Annotated in this window: 13 protein-coding genes; 11 read left to right on the top strand and 2 right to left on the bottom strand. The window is 62.5% G+C overall.

Features of this window, described 5'->3' with window-relative positions:
- The first annotated feature begins 20 nt into the window (after positions 1–20).
- The 4 genes from M2333_RS05100 to hflX all read left to right on the top strand — a co-directional run bounded on the left by M2333_RS05100 (position 21) and on the right by hflX (position 5668).
- A complete protein-coding gene (locus M2333_RS05100) occupies positions 21–2273 on the top strand; it encodes an ATP-binding protein (RefSeq protein WP_264572850.1) in 2253 nt (750 codons plus the stop codon).
- Positions 2274–2285: 12 nt separating this feature from the next.
- Positions 2286–3656 carry a sigma-54-dependent transcriptional regulator gene (locus tag M2333_RS05095; RefSeq protein WP_181559687.1) on the top strand — a complete coding sequence of 457 codons (1371 nt, stop codon included), beginning with the start codon at positions 2286–2288 and terminating at the stop codon, positions 3654–3656.
- 150 nt (positions 3657–3806) lie between these two features.
- Complete coding sequence (gene hfq / locus M2333_RS05090; protein WP_264570320.1) at positions 3807–4295, top strand: RNA chaperone Hfq; 489 nt, start codon at positions 3807–3809, stop codon at positions 4293–4295.
- A gap of 44 nt (positions 4296–4339) precedes the next feature.
- On the top strand, positions 4340–5668 hold the full coding sequence (gene hflX, locus M2333_RS05085) for a GTPase HflX (protein ID WP_264611048.1): 1329 nt from the start codon (positions 4340–4342) through the stop codon (positions 5666–5668).
- 9 nt (positions 5669–5677) lie between these two features.
- On the opposite strand, the gene mazG is transcribed toward hflX, so the two are convergent.
- Positions 5678–6442: a nucleoside triphosphate pyrophosphohydrolase gene (gene mazG, locus M2333_RS05080; protein WP_264611047.1), complete on the bottom strand. Its 765-nt coding sequence runs from the start codon at positions 6440–6442 to the stop codon at positions 5678–5680.
- 223 nt (positions 6443–6665) lie between these two features.
- On the opposite strand from mazG, the gene M2333_RS05075 reads away from it, so the two are divergent.
- The 5 genes from M2333_RS05075 (at position 6666) to M2333_RS05055 (ending at position 13587) form a co-directional block, all read left to right on the top strand.
- Positions 6666–7151 carry an RNA polymerase sigma factor gene (locus M2333_RS05075; protein ID WP_264572854.1) on the top strand — a complete coding sequence of 162 codons (486 nt, stop codon included), beginning with the start codon at positions 6666–6668 and terminating at the stop codon, positions 7149–7151.
- On the top strand, positions 7148–8191 hold the full coding sequence (locus M2333_RS05070; protein ID WP_264570324.1) for a FecR family protein: 1044 nt from the start codon (positions 7148–7150) through the stop codon (positions 8189–8191). Before M2333_RS05075 ends, M2333_RS05070 begins: the two co-directional genes overlap by 4 nt.
- 56 nt (positions 8192–8247) lie before the next feature.
- Positions 8248–11373: a TonB-dependent receptor domain-containing protein gene (locus M2333_RS05065; protein WP_264611046.1), complete on the top strand. Its 3126-nt coding sequence runs from the start codon at positions 8248–8250 to the stop codon at positions 11371–11373.
- A 14-nt stretch (positions 11374–11387) separates the two neighbouring features.
- Positions 11388–12467, top strand: coding sequence for an amidohydrolase family protein (locus M2333_RS05060; RefSeq protein ID WP_264611045.1), 1080 nt, complete (start codon positions 11388–11390; stop codon positions 12465–12467).
- A gap of 205 nt (positions 12468–12672) precedes the next feature.
- Positions 12673–13587 carry a cation diffusion facilitator family transporter gene (locus M2333_RS05055; RefSeq protein ID WP_264611044.1) on the top strand — a complete coding sequence of 305 codons (915 nt, stop codon included), beginning with the start codon at positions 12673–12675 and terminating at the stop codon, positions 13585–13587.
- Between the two features lie 22 nt (positions 13588–13609).
- Here M2333_RS05055 and M2333_RS05050 read toward each other — a convergent pair whose 3' ends face one another.
- Entirely contained in the window at positions 13610–14497 is an 888-nt protein-coding gene (locus M2333_RS05050) for a LysR family transcriptional regulator (protein ID WP_264611043.1), read from the bottom strand.
- Between the two features lie 138 nt (positions 14498–14635).
- Here M2333_RS05050 and M2333_RS05045 point away from each other — a divergent pair, with 138 nt between their 5' ends.
- Together M2333_RS05045 and M2333_RS05040 are read left to right on the top strand one after the other, a co-directional pair.
- Positions 14636–16996 (top strand): TonB-dependent receptor, encoded by a 2361-nt coding sequence (locus tag M2333_RS05045; RefSeq protein ID WP_264611042.1) that lies wholly within the window; start codon positions 14636–14638, stop codon positions 16994–16996.
- 184 nt (positions 16997–17180) lie between these two features.
- Positions 17181–19466, top strand: a complete 2286-nt coding sequence (locus tag M2333_RS05040) for an arylsulfatase (RefSeq protein ID WP_264611041.1) — start codon at positions 17181–17183, stop codon at positions 19464–19466.
- Positions 19467–19481: the final 15 nt, after the last annotated feature.

Below are 19481 nucleotides of genomic sequence, written 5' to 3'. Positions count from 1 at the left end.
GATGTTGTATCGGTGCCACGATGGATCAAAGATCGACCGTGCTGGACAATGTGAGCGATCCGTCGCGGCCGTTGCGCATCTGGCAGCGGCTCAGCCGGCTGGCTGTTCCGCTCACAGCGGGGGTCTTTGTCGCCACGGCGGGGTTCACCTGGTGGTTACTCACGCGTCCGCAGGATGACGACACATTGCTCAGCGCCGCCGTGGTGGCGCTGCTGCTGGTCCTCAATCTTCTCCCCGCTATTCTGCTGCTTGTTCTGCTTGGGCAGAGGATCGCCCGGCGGCGCGCCAATCGCAGTCTCGTGGGCGGCAACGGGCGTCTGCACGTCCGCCTCGTCGCCCTGTTCTCGGTGATCGCGAGCCTTCCGCTCCTGCTGGTGGTGATCTTTGCCTCGCTGCTCTTCCAATATGGCGTGCAGTTCTGGTTCTCGGCCGACGCGCGCGGCATGCTCCAGAACGCCTCCGATCTCGCGCGCGGCTATTATCAGTCCAACCTCAAGGAGTTGAGCGACGAGACGGTGACGATGGCGGGGGACCTGCGCAATTATCTCTCCCAATCAAGCATTTCCAGCCCGTCCTTCGCGGAGGGTTATATCTATCAGGTGGTCACGCGGAAACTGAACCGCTCGGCGATCATCGAGATCGGCAAGGATGGCGTCGCGCGGACGGCAGCGACGGTCGATCCGGAGCGGCAGACGGCCACGGATATGCTGACGCCGGAGATCATCCGCGATCTGCGCAATGGCCAGCCCGTCGTGGTGCAAGCCAAGCCCAACCAAATCGAAGCCTTTGTGCTGCTCTATCCCGAGTCCAACACCTTCCTTTACGCCACGCGCGATTCGGCCGTCTCCGCCTTCAGCGAGATGGAGCGCGCACAGGCCGTGCTCGCCGATTATGATGAGTTTGCCGCCCGGTCCCGACAGTTGCAGCTGCGCTTCAACATCGCGTTGTTCATCGGCACTTTGATGTTGGTCGGCACGGCGGTTTGGATTGCGCTGGCCGTGGCGGATCGACTCGTTCGACCGGTGGGAGAGCTGGTGGATGCCGCGCGGCGTGTGACGGCAGGCGATCTCTCCGCGCGGGTCACCGATTCCCATTCCCGCGACGAGTTGGGCACGCTGGCAAGCGCGTTCAACCGGATGACCCAGCGACTGGAGGCGCAGACCGGCGCGCTCGTTTCGGCCAACAACCAGCTCGCAGATCGGCGGGCGCTCATCGAGGCCGTGCTGTCGGGCGTCAGCGCGGGCGTGGTGTCTGTCGATCGCGATGGGACCATCCAGATCCTGAACAGCTCGGCAGCGGGTCTGCTTGTGCGCCCTGGCGAACAGGCGGTCGGCCAACGGCTTGCCGATGTGTCCGAGGAGCTGGCAGCGCTGATGGAGGCCGGCACCGGTGCCGACATCATCCAGATACGCGCCCGGGGCGAAGTGCGCACGCTCGCAGTCCGGGTGGTCGTCGAGGACGGCAATCAGGTGCTGACCTTCGATGATATCACCGAGCAATTGCTCGACCAGCGCCGCGCCGCCTGGTCCGATGTCGCCCGCCGCATCGCCCATGAAATCAAGAATCCGCTGACCCCGATCCAGCTCGCCGCCGAGCGGTTACAGCGGCGCTACGGCAAGGAGATCGAGTCCGACCCCAGCACCTTCCGCCGCCTGACCGAGACGATCGTGCGGCAGGTCGGCGATCTGCGCCGTATTGTCGATGAGTTCACCTCCTTCGCACGCATGCCCAAGCCCGTCTTCCGGGAGGAAGCGGTGATCGACATCGCCCGCCATGCGATGTTCCTGCATGAGGTCGCGCACCCCGAGATTACTTTCACCTTCGATAGCGAGGAAGCCGATCCGGCCTTGGTCTGCGACCGCCGGCAGATCGGCCAGGCGCTGACCAATATCGTCAAGAACGCGGTCGAGGCCATCGAGCAGCGGCATCTTGCCGACACGCCGAAGGGGGAAGGCGATCAACCGCCCGCCAATGCCCCGCATGGCCATGTGACGATGCTCGTGCTGCGTGAGGAAGGGCAGCTCGCCATCTCCGTGACCGACGACGGCATCGGCCTGCCCGAGCAGCGCGAGCGGATCATCGAACCCTATATGACGACGCGCGCCAAGGGCACCGGCCTCGGGCTCGCGATCGTGAAGAAGATCGTCGAGGAACATTTCGGCTCCATCACCTTCGGCGATGCCGAAAGCGGAGGCACAGTCGTGACTCTCCGCTTCGACGTGGAACGGCTGTCGCGCCTCGCCGAGGGCGACGAGAGGGCCGAGACAATATGAAAGAGACGTTGAATGGCGCTTGATGTTCTGATCGTCGATGACGAAGCCGATATCCGGGAACTGGTCGCGGGTGTCCTCGAGGATGAGGGGTTCGAGACGCGCCTGGCCGCCAATAGTGACGAGACGTTGGAAGCGCTTGCCGCGCGGCGCCCATCGCTGGTGTTGCTGGACGTGTGGCTGCAGGGGTCAAAGCTGGATGGCCTCGAACTGCTCGACATCATCAAGGAGCGAGACCCCAGCATTCCGGTGCTGATGATCTCGGGCCATGGCAATATCGATACGGCCGTCGCGGCGATCCGGCGCGGGGCGGTCGATTTCATCGAGAAGCCGTTTGAATCCGACCAGCTTCTTCACATCGTCAACCGGGCGACGGAAACCGAGCGCCTGCGCCGGGAAAATCAGGTGCTGCGCGCGCGCTTCGGACAGGAAGAGGAACTGACCGGCACCAGCAATGCCATCAACACGGTGCGTGCGACGATCAAGAAGGTCGCCGGCACCGGCAGCCGGGTGCTGATTACCGGACCGGCCGGCGTCGGCAAGGAAGTGGCGGCGCGGATGCTCCACAACTGGTCGACGCGGGCGAGCGGTCCGTTCGTGATCGTCACGGCGGCGCGGATCGAGCCGGAGCGCGCCGAAGAAGCGCTGTTCGGCGTGGAGGGTTCAGACGGGGTGATCCGGCCCGGCCTGCTGGAGCAGGCCCATGGCGGCACATTGTTCCTCGACGAAATCGCGGACATGCCCCTCACCACGCAGGGCAAAATCCTGCGGGTGCTGACCGACCAAAGCTTTACCCGCATCGGCGGCCAGCGGCAGGTGAAGGTCGACATCCGGGTCATCTCATCCACGGCGCGCGACCTCAAGGAAGAGATTGCCGAGCGGCGGTTCCGTGAAGATCTCTATTACCGGCTCAATGTCGTGCCGCTTACCCTGCCACCGCTGGCAGAACGGCGGGATGACATTCCCGGGCTGGTCGAGCATTATCTGGCACGCTTTGCCGCTGAGCGCGGCATGGCTTCCCCGAACATGGCGCCCAATGCGATGGCCGCCCTGCAATCGGCCGATTGGCCGGGCAATGTCCGCCAGCTCCGCAATGTCGTCGAGCGCACCGTCATTCTGGCGCCGATGAACTCGGGCGGCGTGATCGAGCTGGAGATGCTGCCCGCGGAGGCTACCGGCGGTGGCGACGACACCGGCATGTCCACCGCGATCATGGGCGCGCCGCTGCGGGAAGCGCGCGAGAATTTCGAGCGGGAGTATCTGCGCATCCAGATCAAGCGCTTTTCCGGCAACATTTCGCGGACCGCTGCGTTCATTGGCATGGAGCGCTCGGCCCTGCACCGCAAGCTGAAGTCGCTCGGGCTGGGAGATGAACGCGATAGTTGAACACTGAAAACCTTTGTGCAGCGCAACAAGCCGGGGCTGGATTTCTCCCCGGGAATCACATAGCGTGCACCAGTCACCCCGCTCATGGGGCATATCGACGCTTTGACAGAGCGCGACGCGGACAGCGAGCCGCCAATAATGGAGTAGAAAATGGCCGAAAAACTCAATAACTTACAGGACATATTTCTCAACAGCCTTCGCAAGAGCAAGACCCCGGTGACCATGTTTCTGGTCAAGGGCGTCAAGCTTCAGGGCATCGTCACCTGGTTTGATAATTTCTCGGTCCTGCTTCGGCGCGACGGTCAAACCCAACTGGTATACAAGCACGCCATTTCCACGGTCATGCCTGCGCATCCGATGGATCTCGCCAAGATTGAATCCGCCTTCTCATCAAATGAGCGCAAGCCGAAGCTTTTGCAGGAAATTTTCCTATCGGCGGTCCATAAGTCCGGCGACCCGGTGACTATGTTTCTGGTCAACGGCGTGATGCTTCAGGGCGAGATCGCGGCTTATGACCTGTTCTGCATGTTGCTCCAGCGCGATGGTCTCGTGCAGCTCGTCTACAAGCATGCCATCTCGACCGTTCAGCCCACCCATCCGCTCGATCTCTCGGGCGAAAATGATGAAGATGAGGACTGAACAGATGGGGATGACCCATTAGTTTTCATCTCGATCAGGAAGAAGTGACGCGTGGAACGCGGGCCATCGTGGTCCACGCCGATCTCGGGCGACGCCAGCGGCGGGACGTCTCGGCCCGGCTGGAGGAAGCCAAAGGCCTCGCGCTTGCCATCGGGCTGGATGTGTGCGCGACCTCCGCGTTCCGCGTGCGGCAGTCCCGGCCAGCGACGCTGTTCGGCTCCGGACAGGTGGAAGAGATCGCCGCGCTTGCCGTGCGTGAGCAGGCCGAGCTTATCGTGGTCGACAATAATCTGACGCCCGTCCAGCAGAGCAATCTAGAGAAGAATTGCGCCGCCAAGGTCATCGACCGCACCGGCCTTATCCTGGAGATTTTCGGCGAGCGCGCCGCCACGGCCGAGGGGCGACTGCAGGTCGAGCTGGCGCATCTCGATTATCAGGCCGGCCGGCTCGTGCGCAGCTGGACTCACCTTGAGCGGCAGCGGGGCGGCTTTGGCTTTCTTGGCGGCCCCGGCGAAACACAGATCGAAGCCGACCGGCGGATGATTCGCGATCGCATGGCCCGCATCCGGCGCGAGCTTGAGCAGGTCACGCGAACCCGTGGGCTTCATCGTGCCCGGCGCCAGCGCGCGCCTTGGCCGGTGATCGCGCTCGCCGGCTATACCAATGCTGGCAAATCGACCCTGTTCAATCGCCTGACCGGATCAGCCGTGGTTGCACAGGACATGCTGTTCGCCACGCTCGACCCCACGATGCGACAGATCAGCCTCCCGGGCATCGACAAGGCTATTCTCTCGGATACGGTGGGCTTCGTGTCGGACCTGCCGCACCAACTCGTCGCAGCGTTCCGCGCAACGCTGGAAGAGGTGCTCTCCGCCGATCTCATCCTCCATGTGCGTGATATCGCGCATCCCGACAGCGACGCGCAGAAAGCCGATGTGCTGGACGTGCTGGCCGATCTGGGGGCCGTCGCCGGTGAGGATGACGAGGCGCCTGCGGACAGCGCCGTGCCGGTGCTGGAAGTCTGGAACAAGGTCGATCTTATCGACGATCCCGACCATCAGGCCGCGATCCGCAACCGGGCCGAGCATGAGCCCGATGTCGCCCTTGTTTCCGCGCTGACGGGCGAGGGGATCGAGGCGCTGCGTCGGCGCCTTTCCGATATCCTCGGCAAGAGCCACCGGCGCTACGAGTTCGATCTGAACGGACGTGAAGGCGCGGCGCTTGCCTGGCTTCATGCCCATGGCGAAGTGCTGTCGGAAACGGCGGAGGCCGATGGGGGCGAGGTTACCATCCACGTCTCTGTGCGGATGGAGCCGGCCGATTATGATCGCTTCGCACGCCTGCATGGCGATCAGGCCGGGCTGATCGCCTGAGGCTCGCCCTCAACGCTCGGCGCGCTTGACCTTCTGCCAGAGCGCTTCCTTCTCATCCAGCGACAAGCCGGGAAATGCCTCGCCCGCATCGGCTTCCATGGCGCGGAACCGCCGCTCGAACTTCCCGCTAGCCCGGCGGAGCGCCGTCTCGGGATCGACATGATGATGCCGCGCGAGGTTGACGGCGGCGAACAACAGGTCGCCGATCTCGTCCTCAAGCTCGGCCTGCCCGGTGGCCTGTTCGACCTCCTCCAGCTCTTCCAGCACCTTGGCGCGCACATCTGCGATGTCATCCCAATCGAACCCGATGCGCGCGGCACGGTCCTGGATTTTCTCCGCACGCGAGAGCGCGGGCAGGGAGAGCGCAACGCCTGACAAGGCCGAACGGTCCTCCGAGGGCTTGCCGGCACGCTCTGCAGCCTTGATCTCATCCCAACCGGGCGAGACCGACCCCGGCGCCGCAAAAACATGCGGATGGCGCCGCAACATCTTCTCGCAAATCGCGGAGATCACATCGGAAAGATCGAAGGCCTTTTGCTCCGAAGCCATCTGGCTGTGAAACACGACCTGAAACAGCAGATCGCCCAGCTCATCCTTGAGCGCCGCCATATCGCCGGACTCGATGGCGTCGGCGACCTCATAGGCCTCCTCGATCGTATAAGGCGCGATGGTGGCGAAGGTCTGGGCAACATCCCACGGGCAGCCATCATGCGGATTGCAAAGCCGCGCCATGATGTCCTGAAGCGGTGCGATGTCTGCGGGTGTCTTGCTCAATGAAGGTTCCGTCACGATAGGAAAGCTCGCCAGACGGTAGACAGGTCGATGTCCAAACTCCAGCGTCGACCGGACAGAGCCCCCATCGAGCAGGGAGCCACCTTAAAAGTGGACCCGATTTTTCTTTTTTTATGAATGCGCTGAGGAATTCCGGGTAACGACGCTCATAGAAAACAGAACAAATGAACCTCTCACGGAGATGGCATAGGTGCAGGATAAATCCGTGCCTGTTTTGGATGACGAACGCGTGTCGCTGCACCGGCGCGCTTTGCATCGCTATTTCAGCAAACGGGTGCCCATCGGCGAAGTCGAGGATCTCGTGCAGGAAGTGCTGGCCAATCTGCACAGCCGCCAGAAAAGCGCGGAAATCGAGAATGTGCAGGGCTATCTCTTCACCATCGCCTCCCATGTGCTGGCGCGGCGGCACCACAAAAATGCCCAGTTGCGCTATGCCGACGAAGAGGTGCCGGATCAGATCGATCCCTTCTCACCAGAACGCATCCTGATCGGGCAGCAAAGCCTCACCGCCGCTCTGGAGGTGATCCGCACGCTGCCTCCGCGCACCCAGCAGGTGTTCGTCCTTCATCGCTTCGAGGAGATGACCTACGCCCGGATCGCGGCGCATCTGGGCATCTCGGCGAGCGCGGTCGAAAAGCACATCATGCAGGCTTTGAAAGCGTTGCACGACAATGCCAGGGGGACGGAATGAAGTTTCTGCCTCGCCTCGTGCGACCCGCCGACCGGCCGACGCCCGTGGATGCCCCCGGATGGGTCGCCCGTGTGCGCTCAGGCACATTGCCTCCGCAAGAGGTTCGCCAGTTCGAGCGCTGGCTTGCCGAACGTGACGAGAACCGGCGCGACTATGACGCGTTGGTTGCCCAGTTTCTCGAACTAGACCGCCTCCGCTCCCATCCCGAAATCATGGCTTTGCGCGAGGAGGCGCGCCAGGCGCCGCGGGGCAAACGCCGGCTCGCCATCGCGGCGGCTCTCGGCCTGCTGCTCACTGGTGCCGTGACGGCCGTCGTTGCGCTCGATCTGCTGCCCACCAGCAGCGAGCAGCGAGCGTCCGTCGTCACAGCCTATTACGAAACGCCGGAGGGCAAGACGTCGGCGATCGTCCTGCCCGATGGCAGCAAGGTCTTCCTCGATGCGAGCAGCGCGCTCAAGGCGAGCATGGGCGAGACGACCCGGCGCATCGAGTTGCTGAGCGGCCGCGCCAATTTCGCGGTGGCGAAAGACCGCGAGCGGCCCTTCGTCGTGATGGCCGGTGGTGAGCGGATCAAGGCGCTCGGCACCCAGTTCGACGTCAATCTCGTCGAGCGCAGTGTCGAACTGACGCTCATGGAGGGCCATGTCGTCGTGCAGGGCCTCAAGACCAAATCGGACACGGCGTCGACCGTCTTCATGCGCCCCGGCTACCGCCTCGTCGCGGGGGACGGCAATTGGACACTCGCCCCGGTCGATCTGCGCAACGTCTCGCGCTGGCGGGAGGGTGTCCTGATTTTCGACGAAGCCCGGCTCGGCGACATCGTGGCCGAGATGAACCGCTATCTGCCGGCCAAGATCCTCATCGGCACGCCCGCAATTGCCGAGCGGCGGATGAGTGCCGTTCTCCGCGCCGGCGACGTCTCGACATTTCTTTCAGCCATCGATGCCATGGGCGTGGCCCGGTGGACGCGGGTTTCCGACGGGGAATATCGGTTGCTGGACATCGCCCGCGAAAGAAATCTGAACGCACGACTGAGGTAAATCGCGCGAACCGCCTCATCAGGTAGAGAAGTCTAAAAACAGGTGAGGGGATTTTCATGTTCATGTCTGGTTTCAACACGCGCGGCGCCTTGATGCTCGGCGCGGCGGCGACCGCGCTGGTCGCTTCGGCGGCGCAGGCCAAGCCGGTCGATTTCGATATTCCATCGCAGCCTCTGCCATCAGCCCTACGGACGTTCGGGCTGCAGAGCGGCACGTCGATCGTCTTCTCCGCCTCGTCCACGGGTTATGGCCCGTCGGTGCCGATCAAGGGGCAGTATGAGCCCAAGGAAGCGCTGGCCCGGCTGCTAGGAAGCGCGCCACTGCAGCCGCTGGAGCGTGGCAGCGGCTTCACCGTCGTGCGCATGGAGCCGCGGCCTGCCGCCGCCATGGCCGCACCAGCGCCCGCCGCGCCTGCGCCGCAAGCCGTGGCTCAGGCTGAGCCGGTGCCGGAGGCCGAAGAGGGCGATGCGATTGTGGTCACCGGCTCACGGATCGCCCGTTCCGGCTTCACCGCGCCGACGCCTGTCACGCAGCTCGGCAGCGAGCGTCTGGCGAATACCTCGGCGGCCAGCGTCGGTGAGGCGCTTGCCCAGCTTCCGGCCTTTCGCGCCACGACCTCGCCGACCACCTCCGGCGTGACCATCGGCGCCGGTGGTGCCCGCACGGTCGATCTTCGCGGTCTGGGCGCGCAGCGCTCGCTGGTTCTGGTCGACGGGCGCCGGTTCGTGCCCAGCACGATTGCCGGCGCTGTCGACACCAATCTCATTCCCGGCATCCTCATCAATCGCGTCGAGCTCGTGACGGGCGGTGCCTCGGCGGCCTATGGCTCGGATGCCGTCGCCGGCGTCGTGAACTTCATTCTCGACAAGAAGCTGCAGGGCTTCCGGGTCAATGTGCAGGCTGGCATCTCCGAGCGAGGCGAGGATAGCGATCAGCTGATCGCCGCCGCAGCAGGCACCAGCTTTGCCGGTGGACGCGGCCACGTCATCATCGGCGGCGAGTATAACAATAACCGCGGCATGGGCGGCTGCTACAGCTACGATCTGTGTGCGCAGGAATGGCAGGTTCTGACCAACACCGCCTACCGCACCAACGGCCAGGCGGCGCGGATCATCAGCCCGAACGTGCGCACGGCGACGCAGACCTACGCCGGCAAGATCAACGCCCCGACCGCGCTGGCGACGATCCAGTTCGATGATGCAGGCAACCCGGTTCCGTTCGTGCGCGGCCAATATGCCACGCTGTTCATGCAGGGCGGGAGCGGGCAGGGGCAAAACGCCTTCCGGTCCGCCGGCGTTCTGAAAGTGCCTGTGGAGCGCTATGCCCTCTACGGACGCACCGAATATGAAATGGGCGCGGTGACGCCCTTCATCGATGTGTCCTATGGCCGGGTGCGCGTCATCACGCCGGGCGCGCAGACCCGCGATACCAATCTGACCATCAATCGCGACAACCCCTATCTGCCGCGGTCGATCGTCAACCAGATGACCACCCTTGGCGCGCAGACGCTCACCTTCGGGCGCGTCGGGCAGGACCTTGGCGTGGCGGTAGGCGACAATGTCACCAAGACCTTCCGCATCGTCGGCGGTTTCGATGCCGATCTTGGCAATGGGTGGAAGGCGGATGCCTATTATCAACTCGGCCAGACCGACGCGAGCCAGATCGTCGAGAACAACCGCATCACCGCCAACTTCACGCGGGCGCTGGATGCCGTGGACGAAGGTCGGTTCCGCACCGGCGTAGACAACGGCAATATCGTGTGCCGTGCGACCCTCAGCCCCAATGCTGCGGTCCGCGCCGCCGCGACGGGCTGTCAGCCGCTCAACCTGTTCGGCCAGTATCGCTTCTCGGAGGCGGCGCGCGCCTACAGCTTCGGCACTTCCGAGCAGCGCACGCGCTTTCAGCAGCATGTGGTCGCCGCCAACCTGCGGGGCGATCTGTTCGACTTCGGCTCCGGGCCCGTCTCCATCGCGGTGGGCGGCGAGTATCGCAGCGAGCGTGTAAGCGGCACGGCAGACCCGATCTCGCTGACTAACGGCTTCTACATCGCGAACGCTTCTTCCTTCGGGCCGGAAACGATCAACATCGTGGAAGGCTATGCGGAAACCGTCGTGCCGCTGCTCCGCGACCTGCCGGGCATGGAACTGCTCGAGTTCAACGGCGCGATCCGCCGCACGAATTACAGCACCAGCGGTTCTGTGACGACGTGGAAGCTCGGGGGCATATATGAGCCGGTCGAGGGCGTGCGCTTTCGCGGCACGCGGTCGCGTGACATCCGGGCGCCCAATGCCGCCGAGCTCTATACGCCGCTGGTTGCCTCGCAGGGCTCCATCTTCGACATCTCGAACAGCAGTCAGGTGCTTGCCCGGGTGTTCCGTGGCGGCAACCAGGCACTGCGGCCGGAAATTGCGGATACCACCACCGCCGGCGTCGTGCTTCAGCCGCGGATGATCCCGGGCCTGCGCTTCTCTGCGGATTATTATGACATCAAGATCCGCGACGCGATCGACCTCGTCGGCGCGCAGGTGATCACGGATCGCTGTAACGCGGGCGGGGCCAGCTATTGCGCGCTGATCACGCGCGACACCGGCCCGAGCGGCCTGATCACGGACGTGGTGGACCAGTATCTCAACGTCAACCAGATCAAGACGCGCGGCATCGACTTCGAGCTGGATTTCTCGAAGCGCTTCGGGGCCGATAACCGCGTCGCCATCAACCTGCTGGCGACCCGCGTGTTCGATCTGATCCAGGTCGATGCCACCGGCTCTCTGGACCGCGCTGGGCAGACCGGGCGTCAGGTCGGCGGCCCGATCGGCGTGCCGAAATATACGCTGGATGGCACCTTTACCTTCGAGAAGGGACCGTTCGGTGCCACGGTGCAGGGGCACTACATCCCCAAGGGCAGCTACGACGCGAGCCTGATCGGGCCGGATGATCCCAATTACAGCAACACCTTGGCCAACAGCATCGACAATAATGTCGTGGACGACATGCTGACCTTCAATCTCTCGCTGCGCTACACCATCGGTGGGGCAGGGGATTCCACGATGCAGATCTATGCCGCGATCAACAATCTGTTTGATACGGACCCGCCCATCGCGCCGGGCAACTCGGTGACCAACCCTGTTTTCTTTGACCAGACCGGCCGCAGCTACCGCGCCGGCGTGCGTCTGAAATTTTAAGAGGAGAGAAAGAGATGACCCTGGAACGCAGAGATATTCTGACCGGCGCGGCGGGCCTCGGCCTTGCTGCTATGGCCGGCAGTGCCGGCGCACAGCGACGCGGCGGCGCGAAAGTGCCTGTCATCGACGTTCACACCCACAATTTCACCCCGCGCTGGGTGGAAATGCTGCGCAAGCACCCGGACGCGGACACGAGCCTCCTCCCGACCAAGCCGGACGAAACGATCTCCTATCGTGGCGCGCCGATCGTGCGGCTGGCGCCGGATATGACCGACCTCGACATGCGCATTGCCGCCATGGACAAGGCCGGGGTCGATATCGCGATCATCAGCCTCACGGCGCCGAACGTGTTCTGGAGCACGCGCGAGGTCGCGATCCAGACCGCGCGCGAGGTGAATGACGACTTCGCGGCGGCGGAGAAGAAATATCCCGGCCGCATCAAATGGATGGCCTCGCTGCCCTGGCAATATCCCGATGCCGCCATCGAGGAACTCGCGCGCGTGCGCGGCATGGGAGCCGCTGGCCTCTGCCTGCTCACCAACATGGTCGGCATGTTGCCGGACAATGAGCATTTCCATCCGGTCTGGAAGGCGGTGGAGGAATCCGGCCTGCCGGCGTTCATCCACCCGACGGTGCCGATGGTCGACATCAAGAAGTGGGGCGTGGAATCTTTCGGCCTCGCCAACACCATCGGCTTCACCAGCGACACCGCGCTGGTGTATGCGCGCTTCATCCTCACAGGCTTCATGGACAAGTTCGAAGGGTTGAAGCTGATCGCCTGCCACGGCGGCGGCACGCTGCCCTATCTCATCGCTCGGATGGACAAGATGTGGGAGAACACCACCAGTCGCCGGCTCGTCAACAAGCCGCCGAGCGCCTATTTCCGCAAATTCTGGTATGACGCGATCGTCTACGACCAGCCCACGCTCGAATTTCTTGTGAAGCAAGTCGGCGAGGACCGGGTGCTCTACGGCTCGGACTATCCCTTCTCCATCCAGGACATGGTCGGCGTGAAGGCAAGGGTCAGCGCGCTGCCGCCGGTGCAGCGGGACAAGATCCTGGGCACCAACGCGCAGCAGCTTTTCAAGATCTGAGCCACCGCGGCGAAAGCAAAACAGCGCAGGCCGCACCATTGGGTTGGTGCGGCCTGTTTCTTTTGGGTTGAGGCGGGCCGGCCTGGCGGCGCCATATCGGCAACCTTGCTGAGCTTGTTCGTTCTGTCGACATTATACGCGCGCTACGGCGCACGGATGGCGTAGGCAGAGAATGCCCACAAGCTGGCGATGGAAGGAGTCCGACATGGCGCATGATCATCACGGTGGTGGGCACGCCCATGATCATACCGCCGGGGCCAGCGCCCGGATGCTGGTCCTGGCACTCATCCTCACCTCGATCTATCTCGTCGCGGAGGTGGTGGGCGCGTTCGTGTTCAACAGCCTCGCACTGCTGTCCGACGCAGCGCACATGTTGACGGACGTGGCAGCGCTGGGGATCGCGCTGCTAGCCATCCGCATCGGCCGCAGGCCCGCCGATGACAAGCGGACGTTCGGCTACCGAAGATTCGAAATTCTGGCAGCCGCTTTCAACGCGGTTCTGCTCTTCATGATCGCGATCTACGTCTTCATCGAAGCGATCTCGCGCTTCAACGTGCCGCAGGAGACGCAATCCCTAGGCATGATGATCGTGGCGGCGATCGGGCTGGTCGTGAACCTCGTCTCGATGCGGCTTCTCTCGGCCGGCAAGGACAAGAGCCTCAACGTGAAAGGGGCTTATCTGGAGGTCTGGGCCGACATGATCGGCTCGATCGGCGTGATCGGGGGTGCCATTGCCATTCGCCTCACCGGGGCGACATGGATTGACCCGGCCGTGGCGATCGCGATCGGCCTGTGGGTCTTGCCGCGGACCTGGGTCCTCCTGCGCGATACAACCAACATCCTACTGGAAGGCACGCCCCAGGGGCTCGATCTGGGCGAGGTCCGCCGCGTTATCGCTGATGTGCCCGGTGTCGCCGGTGTCCATGATCTCCATGTCTGGTCGATGTCGAACGACGACATCAGCTGTACCTGTCATGTCACCCTGAGCGGGGAGGGGCGGGCAGATGCCGTCCGCATGGGGGTGACAAACGCCATAGCATCGCGCTTCGCCATTCACCATGTGACGGTGCAGACCGAAGCGGCCGATCTCGCCTGTGCGGAAGAGCATCGGCACGGATGAGAACGCGACGCCCCCGACCGACTTAGAACATCTCCTGATCAAAGACTTTCCTGATCGAGCTCAAAACTCTCTTTTGAATATCATCTGAGCTTTTCTTGCTGCAGACGAACGTAATCCAGAACGTCGTTTCGTCATGAGATAATTTCACGATGTCACCACTCTCAACGGCAGAGCGGGCGTGATGATCGAGCAGGAACGTCTTGGCGCCCCTCTCAATGGCTTCCGCAATAATCTGGTCTGAAAAAACCTGAGACTGGATTATGTTGTGATTAAATTCGCGGGATTGAATTTCCTTGATGCAAATCTCGTTAACTCCGTGATTGGAGCTCGGAGTGACATAAGGCAAATCTTCGATGTTTATTTTTCCATCCACGCACATTTTATAAATGTTCGTAGGAACATAGACCGAGGCTAGAGATTTTTTGAGATAATGAAAATTCACCTGATCATTCTGCTGCACATATAATCTCGCGATGCAGAATGCACTGTGATTTGTGGAGAGACGGCTCACGATCTCCGATGTTGATTCAAGGATCGTCAACCGCAATTTACTCGGATAAACGGCTTCATTTATAATTTTTATTTTAGGCTTCACGAATGTTTCGAAGAAATATGGCCTCGTTATAAACTCCAAATCCTCTTCGATACCTGCGTTCAATTTTGGCGATTGTATTTGCTTTTTAAGCTGAAGGGTTTCGTTCGCGAGTTTCAGCGTGCGCTGACCGCCACTGGTTAGTTCCGGCGATTTTCCAGCCGCGCGGTCGAAGAGGGCGGTGCCGCACGCGCGTTCCAGAGCTTTTATCTGCTTGCTGACAGAGGCTTCGCTGATGTCGAGCTTATCCGCAGCCCGGCGGAATCCGCCGGCCTCCACCACCGCCAGAAAAATCTCGAGCTGTCTCGTCGTCGCCATACCCACACCATACCGATAACCAATTGGTTATCACGGTGATAGCCCGCCGGTACATTGCTTCTCAAGCGCTTTCCTCCGAACTGACGATCAACCGGCCCGCGAGAGGGGACGGATCAATGTTTATAAGGGGGAGGAATCGTGTCCAAGATTCGCACTTTACTCGTACGGGCCAGCGTCGTGGCCGTCGCATTATCTGCCGTCACGCCTGTTATGGCACAGGGACAAGCCACAATCGACAATAGCGCGCAGGAGGCCGATGGGGGCGTCGGCGATATTGTGGTGACCGCCCAGTTCCGCTCGCAGCGTCTTCAGGACACGCCGATCGCCATTACCGCGATGGATAGCGCGATGATGGAGTCGCGCAGCTATAACACCGTCACTGATCTTACGAACAGCGCGCCCAACGTCGTCTTGAAGCCGACGACCTCGGCCTTCGGCCCTGGCGCGGCGATCTATGTGCGCGGTGTCGGACAGGCGGATACCAACTTCGCTTATGAGCCGGGCGTCGGCCTTTATGTCGACGATGTCTATCATGGCACGGTTTTCGGGTCTCAGCTGGACCTGCTCGATCTCGAGCGCGTGGAGATCCTGCGCGGGCCGCAGGGAACGCTGGCGGGTAAGAATTCCATCGGCGGCGCGGTCAAGCTCTTCACCAAGAAACCCTCGGGCGAAGGCGGCTTCATCGAGGCCACAACGGGCAGCTTCGACCGCCTCGACTTGCGCGGTGCAGGCGATTTCGCGCTCGTGCCGGACCGGCTCTTCGTGCGTGTATCGGGCGCCACGCGCAGCAAGAAGGGTTATCTCGACCGGCTGGATTTCGGCTGCGTCTACCCGACTAACGGCGTGTTCACGGCCTCTGCCGCGGTTGGCAAAGATTGCGTGATCGGACAGGAAGGCGGCACGAAGTACACCGCCGGGCGTGTCGCTATGCGCTGGATCGCCAGTGACGACATCGAGGTCAATGTGGCGGCCAGCCGTTTGGTGGACGATTCAGAGCCGAGCGCAACCAAGCTGCTCGCGATTACGGTGGCGCCGACGCTGACGCCCGGCATCACCAACCGCAACGTTTTCATCACCGGGCCGGAATCGTACACAAACTACGCCAATTACACGACGCCCGCATTCACCGATGCCGGCGGCAGCCACAATACGGTCGTGTGGCAGCCCAATACGCGTCTTCGCACCTGGGAAGTCTCTGGTTCGATCGACTGGAAGCTCGGCCCTGATCTGGCTCTGAAGTCGATCACCTCGTATCAAAGCATATCCGGCCGCTATGGCACGGATTTTGACACGACGCCCTATGGCATCAACACCAACAACATCACCAATACCCACCACCAGTTCACCCAGGAACTGCGCCTCAATGGCACGAGCATTTCGGGGCTGCTGGATTGGACGCTGGGCGGCTATTATTACAAGGCCACCAGCTATATCGAAGGCGGCAGCATCATTGCGCCGGGGGCTGCGACCTCTTCCGTCTTCTATTCGGATGACACCATTCCGGCCCGCAGCGTTTCCGGATTTGCCCATGTCACGGCGCATCTCACGGATCGCCTCAACCTGACCGGCGGTATTCGCTACACTGACGACAAGAAGGACTATAACTTCCGTCGCTTTAACCCGTTCAACACAAGCCAGGTGAGCTATACCGCACAGCGCCTCATCGACGGTGCGGTGGGCAGTTACAGCGGAAAGCGCTGGGATTATCGCGCCAATATCGACTACCGCCTAACCGACGATCTGATGGTGTTCGCGCAATATTCCACTGGCTTCCGCGGCGGTGGCGTCAATCCGCGACCGTTCGTCATCCAGCAGGTGGTGCCGTTCAATCCTGAATCGCTGGAAGCCTATGAAATCGGCTTCAAGAGCGATCTGCTGAATCGCGCTGTCCGGTTGAATGCGTCTGCCTTCATCAACAATTACAAGGACATCATCTTCTCGAACACGGCGCCAACCGTTGTGAACGGGGTTGTCCTGACACCGCAAAACGCGACCCCCACCAATGCCGGCGACGCCCGGTTCAAGGGGTTCGAGGCGGAACTGACCGTCAATCCGCTCCGTGGCCTGTCGTTCGACGGCAGTGTCAGCTACCTCGATTTCCAGCTCACGAAGCTGGGCGCGGCGGGCGCCACGATTGCCGGCATCACCCTCAATTCGATCGCGCCTTTCGTGACCGAGTGGAAAGTCAGCGCTGGTGCGCAATATGAGATCCTCGTCGGGAACGCGGGCACGCTGACCCCGCGCCTCGATCTCGCCTATCAGTCGTCCTTCTACACCAATTCGGACAATAACCCGGCCTCCCTGGTGCCGGCCTATACGATGCTGAATGGTAGACTGACCTGGCAGTCCGCCGATGAGGATTGGAAGGTCTCACTCGCCGTGACCAACCTCACCGACAAGTTCTACTACCAGAACAAGACACGCCTGCCGATCGGCCTCGTCATCGGGACGCCCGGCGCGCCGCGTGAATGGTCGCTCACCGTCAGGCGGGCGTTCTGATCCGTTCCTGCCGCCCGGACACGCGCCGGGCGGCAGGGCATGTGAGGTTTTCTCTGATGCAACTGATCGCAGGCGGAACATTCACAATGGGGTCTGACGATCACGATCCGGAAGAAGCGCCGGCCCGGAAAGTGAGAGTTCGCTGCGCGCGGGATGCGTGAGCCAGAATAAGAGGACTGCCCCAATGTCACCCCGCTCTGCCAAGCTCCGCCTCTCTCTCCTTGTCGCCTTATTGCCGGTCCTGACCATGCAACCGGTGCCGGCCGTCGCGGCCGATGAGCCGGTGCAGACTTGGCAGGCCTATCCCAAGGAGCCGGTCGCTCCCAAGAACGCACCCAATGTGCTGCTGATCATGACTGACGATGTCGGCTTCGGCGCGGCCTCGACCTTTGGCGGACCCGTCCCGACACCGGCCTTCGATGCCCTGGCGCAGAGCGGACTGCGCTACAATGCCTTCCACACGACCGCGATGTGCTCCCCGACCCGCGCCGCACTCCTGACCGGGCGCAATCATCATGCGGTGGGAAGCGGATCGATTGCCGATGTGTCCCTCGATGCGCCCGGTTACACGTCCGTCATTCCCAAGAGCGCCGCGACGATCGCCCAAGTGCTCAAGTTGAACGGGTATGACACCAGCTTCGTCGGCAAAAATCACAATACGCCCGTGTGGGAAAACACGCCGGTCGGGCCGTTCGACAACTGGCCCAACGGCATGGGCTTCGATTATTTCTACGGGTTCAACGCGCCCTATGCTGATCAATTCAATCCCGCGTTGATCGAGAATCGCAACACCGTGCGGGCGCCAGAGGACCCCGATTACAGTCTGGATCGGGATCTTGCCGACAAGCTGATCCACTGGATTGACGTGCAGCATAACCTGCGGCCGGAGCATCCCTTCTTCGCCTATTTCGCCTCTGGCTCGACGCATGCGCCGCACCAGGCACCGCCCGAGTGGATCGCGCGCTTCAGGGGCCAGTTCGATCAAGGATGGGACGTGCTGCGCCAGCAGACGTTCGAGCGGCAGAAACGGCAGGGCATCATTCCGGCCAACGCTCAGCTCTCTCCGCGCCCGGAGCAGATTCCGGCGTGGGATCAGGTCAGCCCCGAGGTTCAGCGCGCGTACGCGAAGCAGATGGAAGTAGCGGCCGCGCAGCTCGCTTTCTTCGATTTTCAGATCGGGCGCGTGCTCGATACGCTGCGACGGAACGGCCAGCTCGACAACACCATGGTCGTCTATATCCAGGGCGACAACGGCGCGAGCGAGGAAGATCTGCGCGGCAGTGCGGACCTGCTCCGGGTGATCGCCGGCAATCCGACGACCGACCAAGACCTGATTGCCGCGATGGGCGACTATGGTGGCCCAAAATCCTTCGGCACTTATCCGGCCGGCTGGGCCTGGGCGACCAACGCGCCGTTCCAGTGGGGCAAGCGCGTCGCATCGCATCTGGGCGGCCTGCGCGATGGGATGGTGGTGAGCTGGCCGGCGGGGATCAAGAAGGGCGGGGCGATCCGCCAGCAATTCACCCATGTCATCGACGTCGCGCCGACCATTTTCGAGGCCGCAGGCGTTTCCGCGCCCGACGTCGTGAACGGCGTGCAGCAGCAGCCCATCGATGGGACGAGCTTTCTCTACACGTTCAAGGATGCGGCGGCGCCAGAGCGGCATCGCGAGCAATATTTCGAGATGCTGGGCAACCGGGCCTATTACAAGGATGGCTGGATGGCATCGACCCTGCCGGGCCGGGCCCCGTGGGATGGGGCGGCCAAGACACAGCCGGCCGATTTCAAATGGGCGCTCTACAACCTCCGGAGCGACTGGTCCCAGACGGAGGATGTCTCCTCCCAACATCCCGCGAAACTGGAAGAGCTCAAAGCGGATTTCGACGCCGCCGCGCGTCGATACGCAGTCTACCCCCTGAACGCCGATCTTCATACGCGGATGGCGCCGCAGTTCCGGCCGTCCTTGCTCGGGCAGCGCACCAGCTTCACTTACTACCCCGGCGATACGCGGTATACGAACTACGCCTTCCCGACGATCGCGGCCGGGTGGACCGTGACCGCCGACGTATCGACTGCGGGCCCAAGCTCCAGCGGGGCGATCTACGTGCAGGGGGACCATTTTGGCGGCATGGCGCTGGTGCTGAACGCAGGGCGCCCCACCTTCATCGTGAAGCCCAGCAGTGCCGGGACGCCGGTGGAGATTTCTCCCCGAGATGCGCTGCCAGCGGGCCGTTACAAGATTGCGGTAGATTTCGAACCCGTCCCCGCAGGCGGCACTACCGTACGCCTCAGGGTCGACGGCGCCGAGGTCGCGTCCACGACGGTAAGCCAGGCCCTCCGCGGCCGTGGCGATGCCTATATCGGGCGCACCGGTACGGCGCCGCTCTCCTACACCCCGTCCGTGGCGCCAGTCGCAAGCCGCTGCACCTGCGACATCGCATCCGTCACGATCAGCAAGAACGCCCGGTAAACCAGGAAAGACCGA

Source organism: Sphingobium sp. B11D3B (genome assembly GCF_025961735.1).
GTDB lineage: Bacteria > Pseudomonadota > Alphaproteobacteria > Sphingomonadales > Sphingomonadaceae > Sphingobium.
This window is presented reverse-complemented; position numbering and strand designations above follow the sequence as displayed.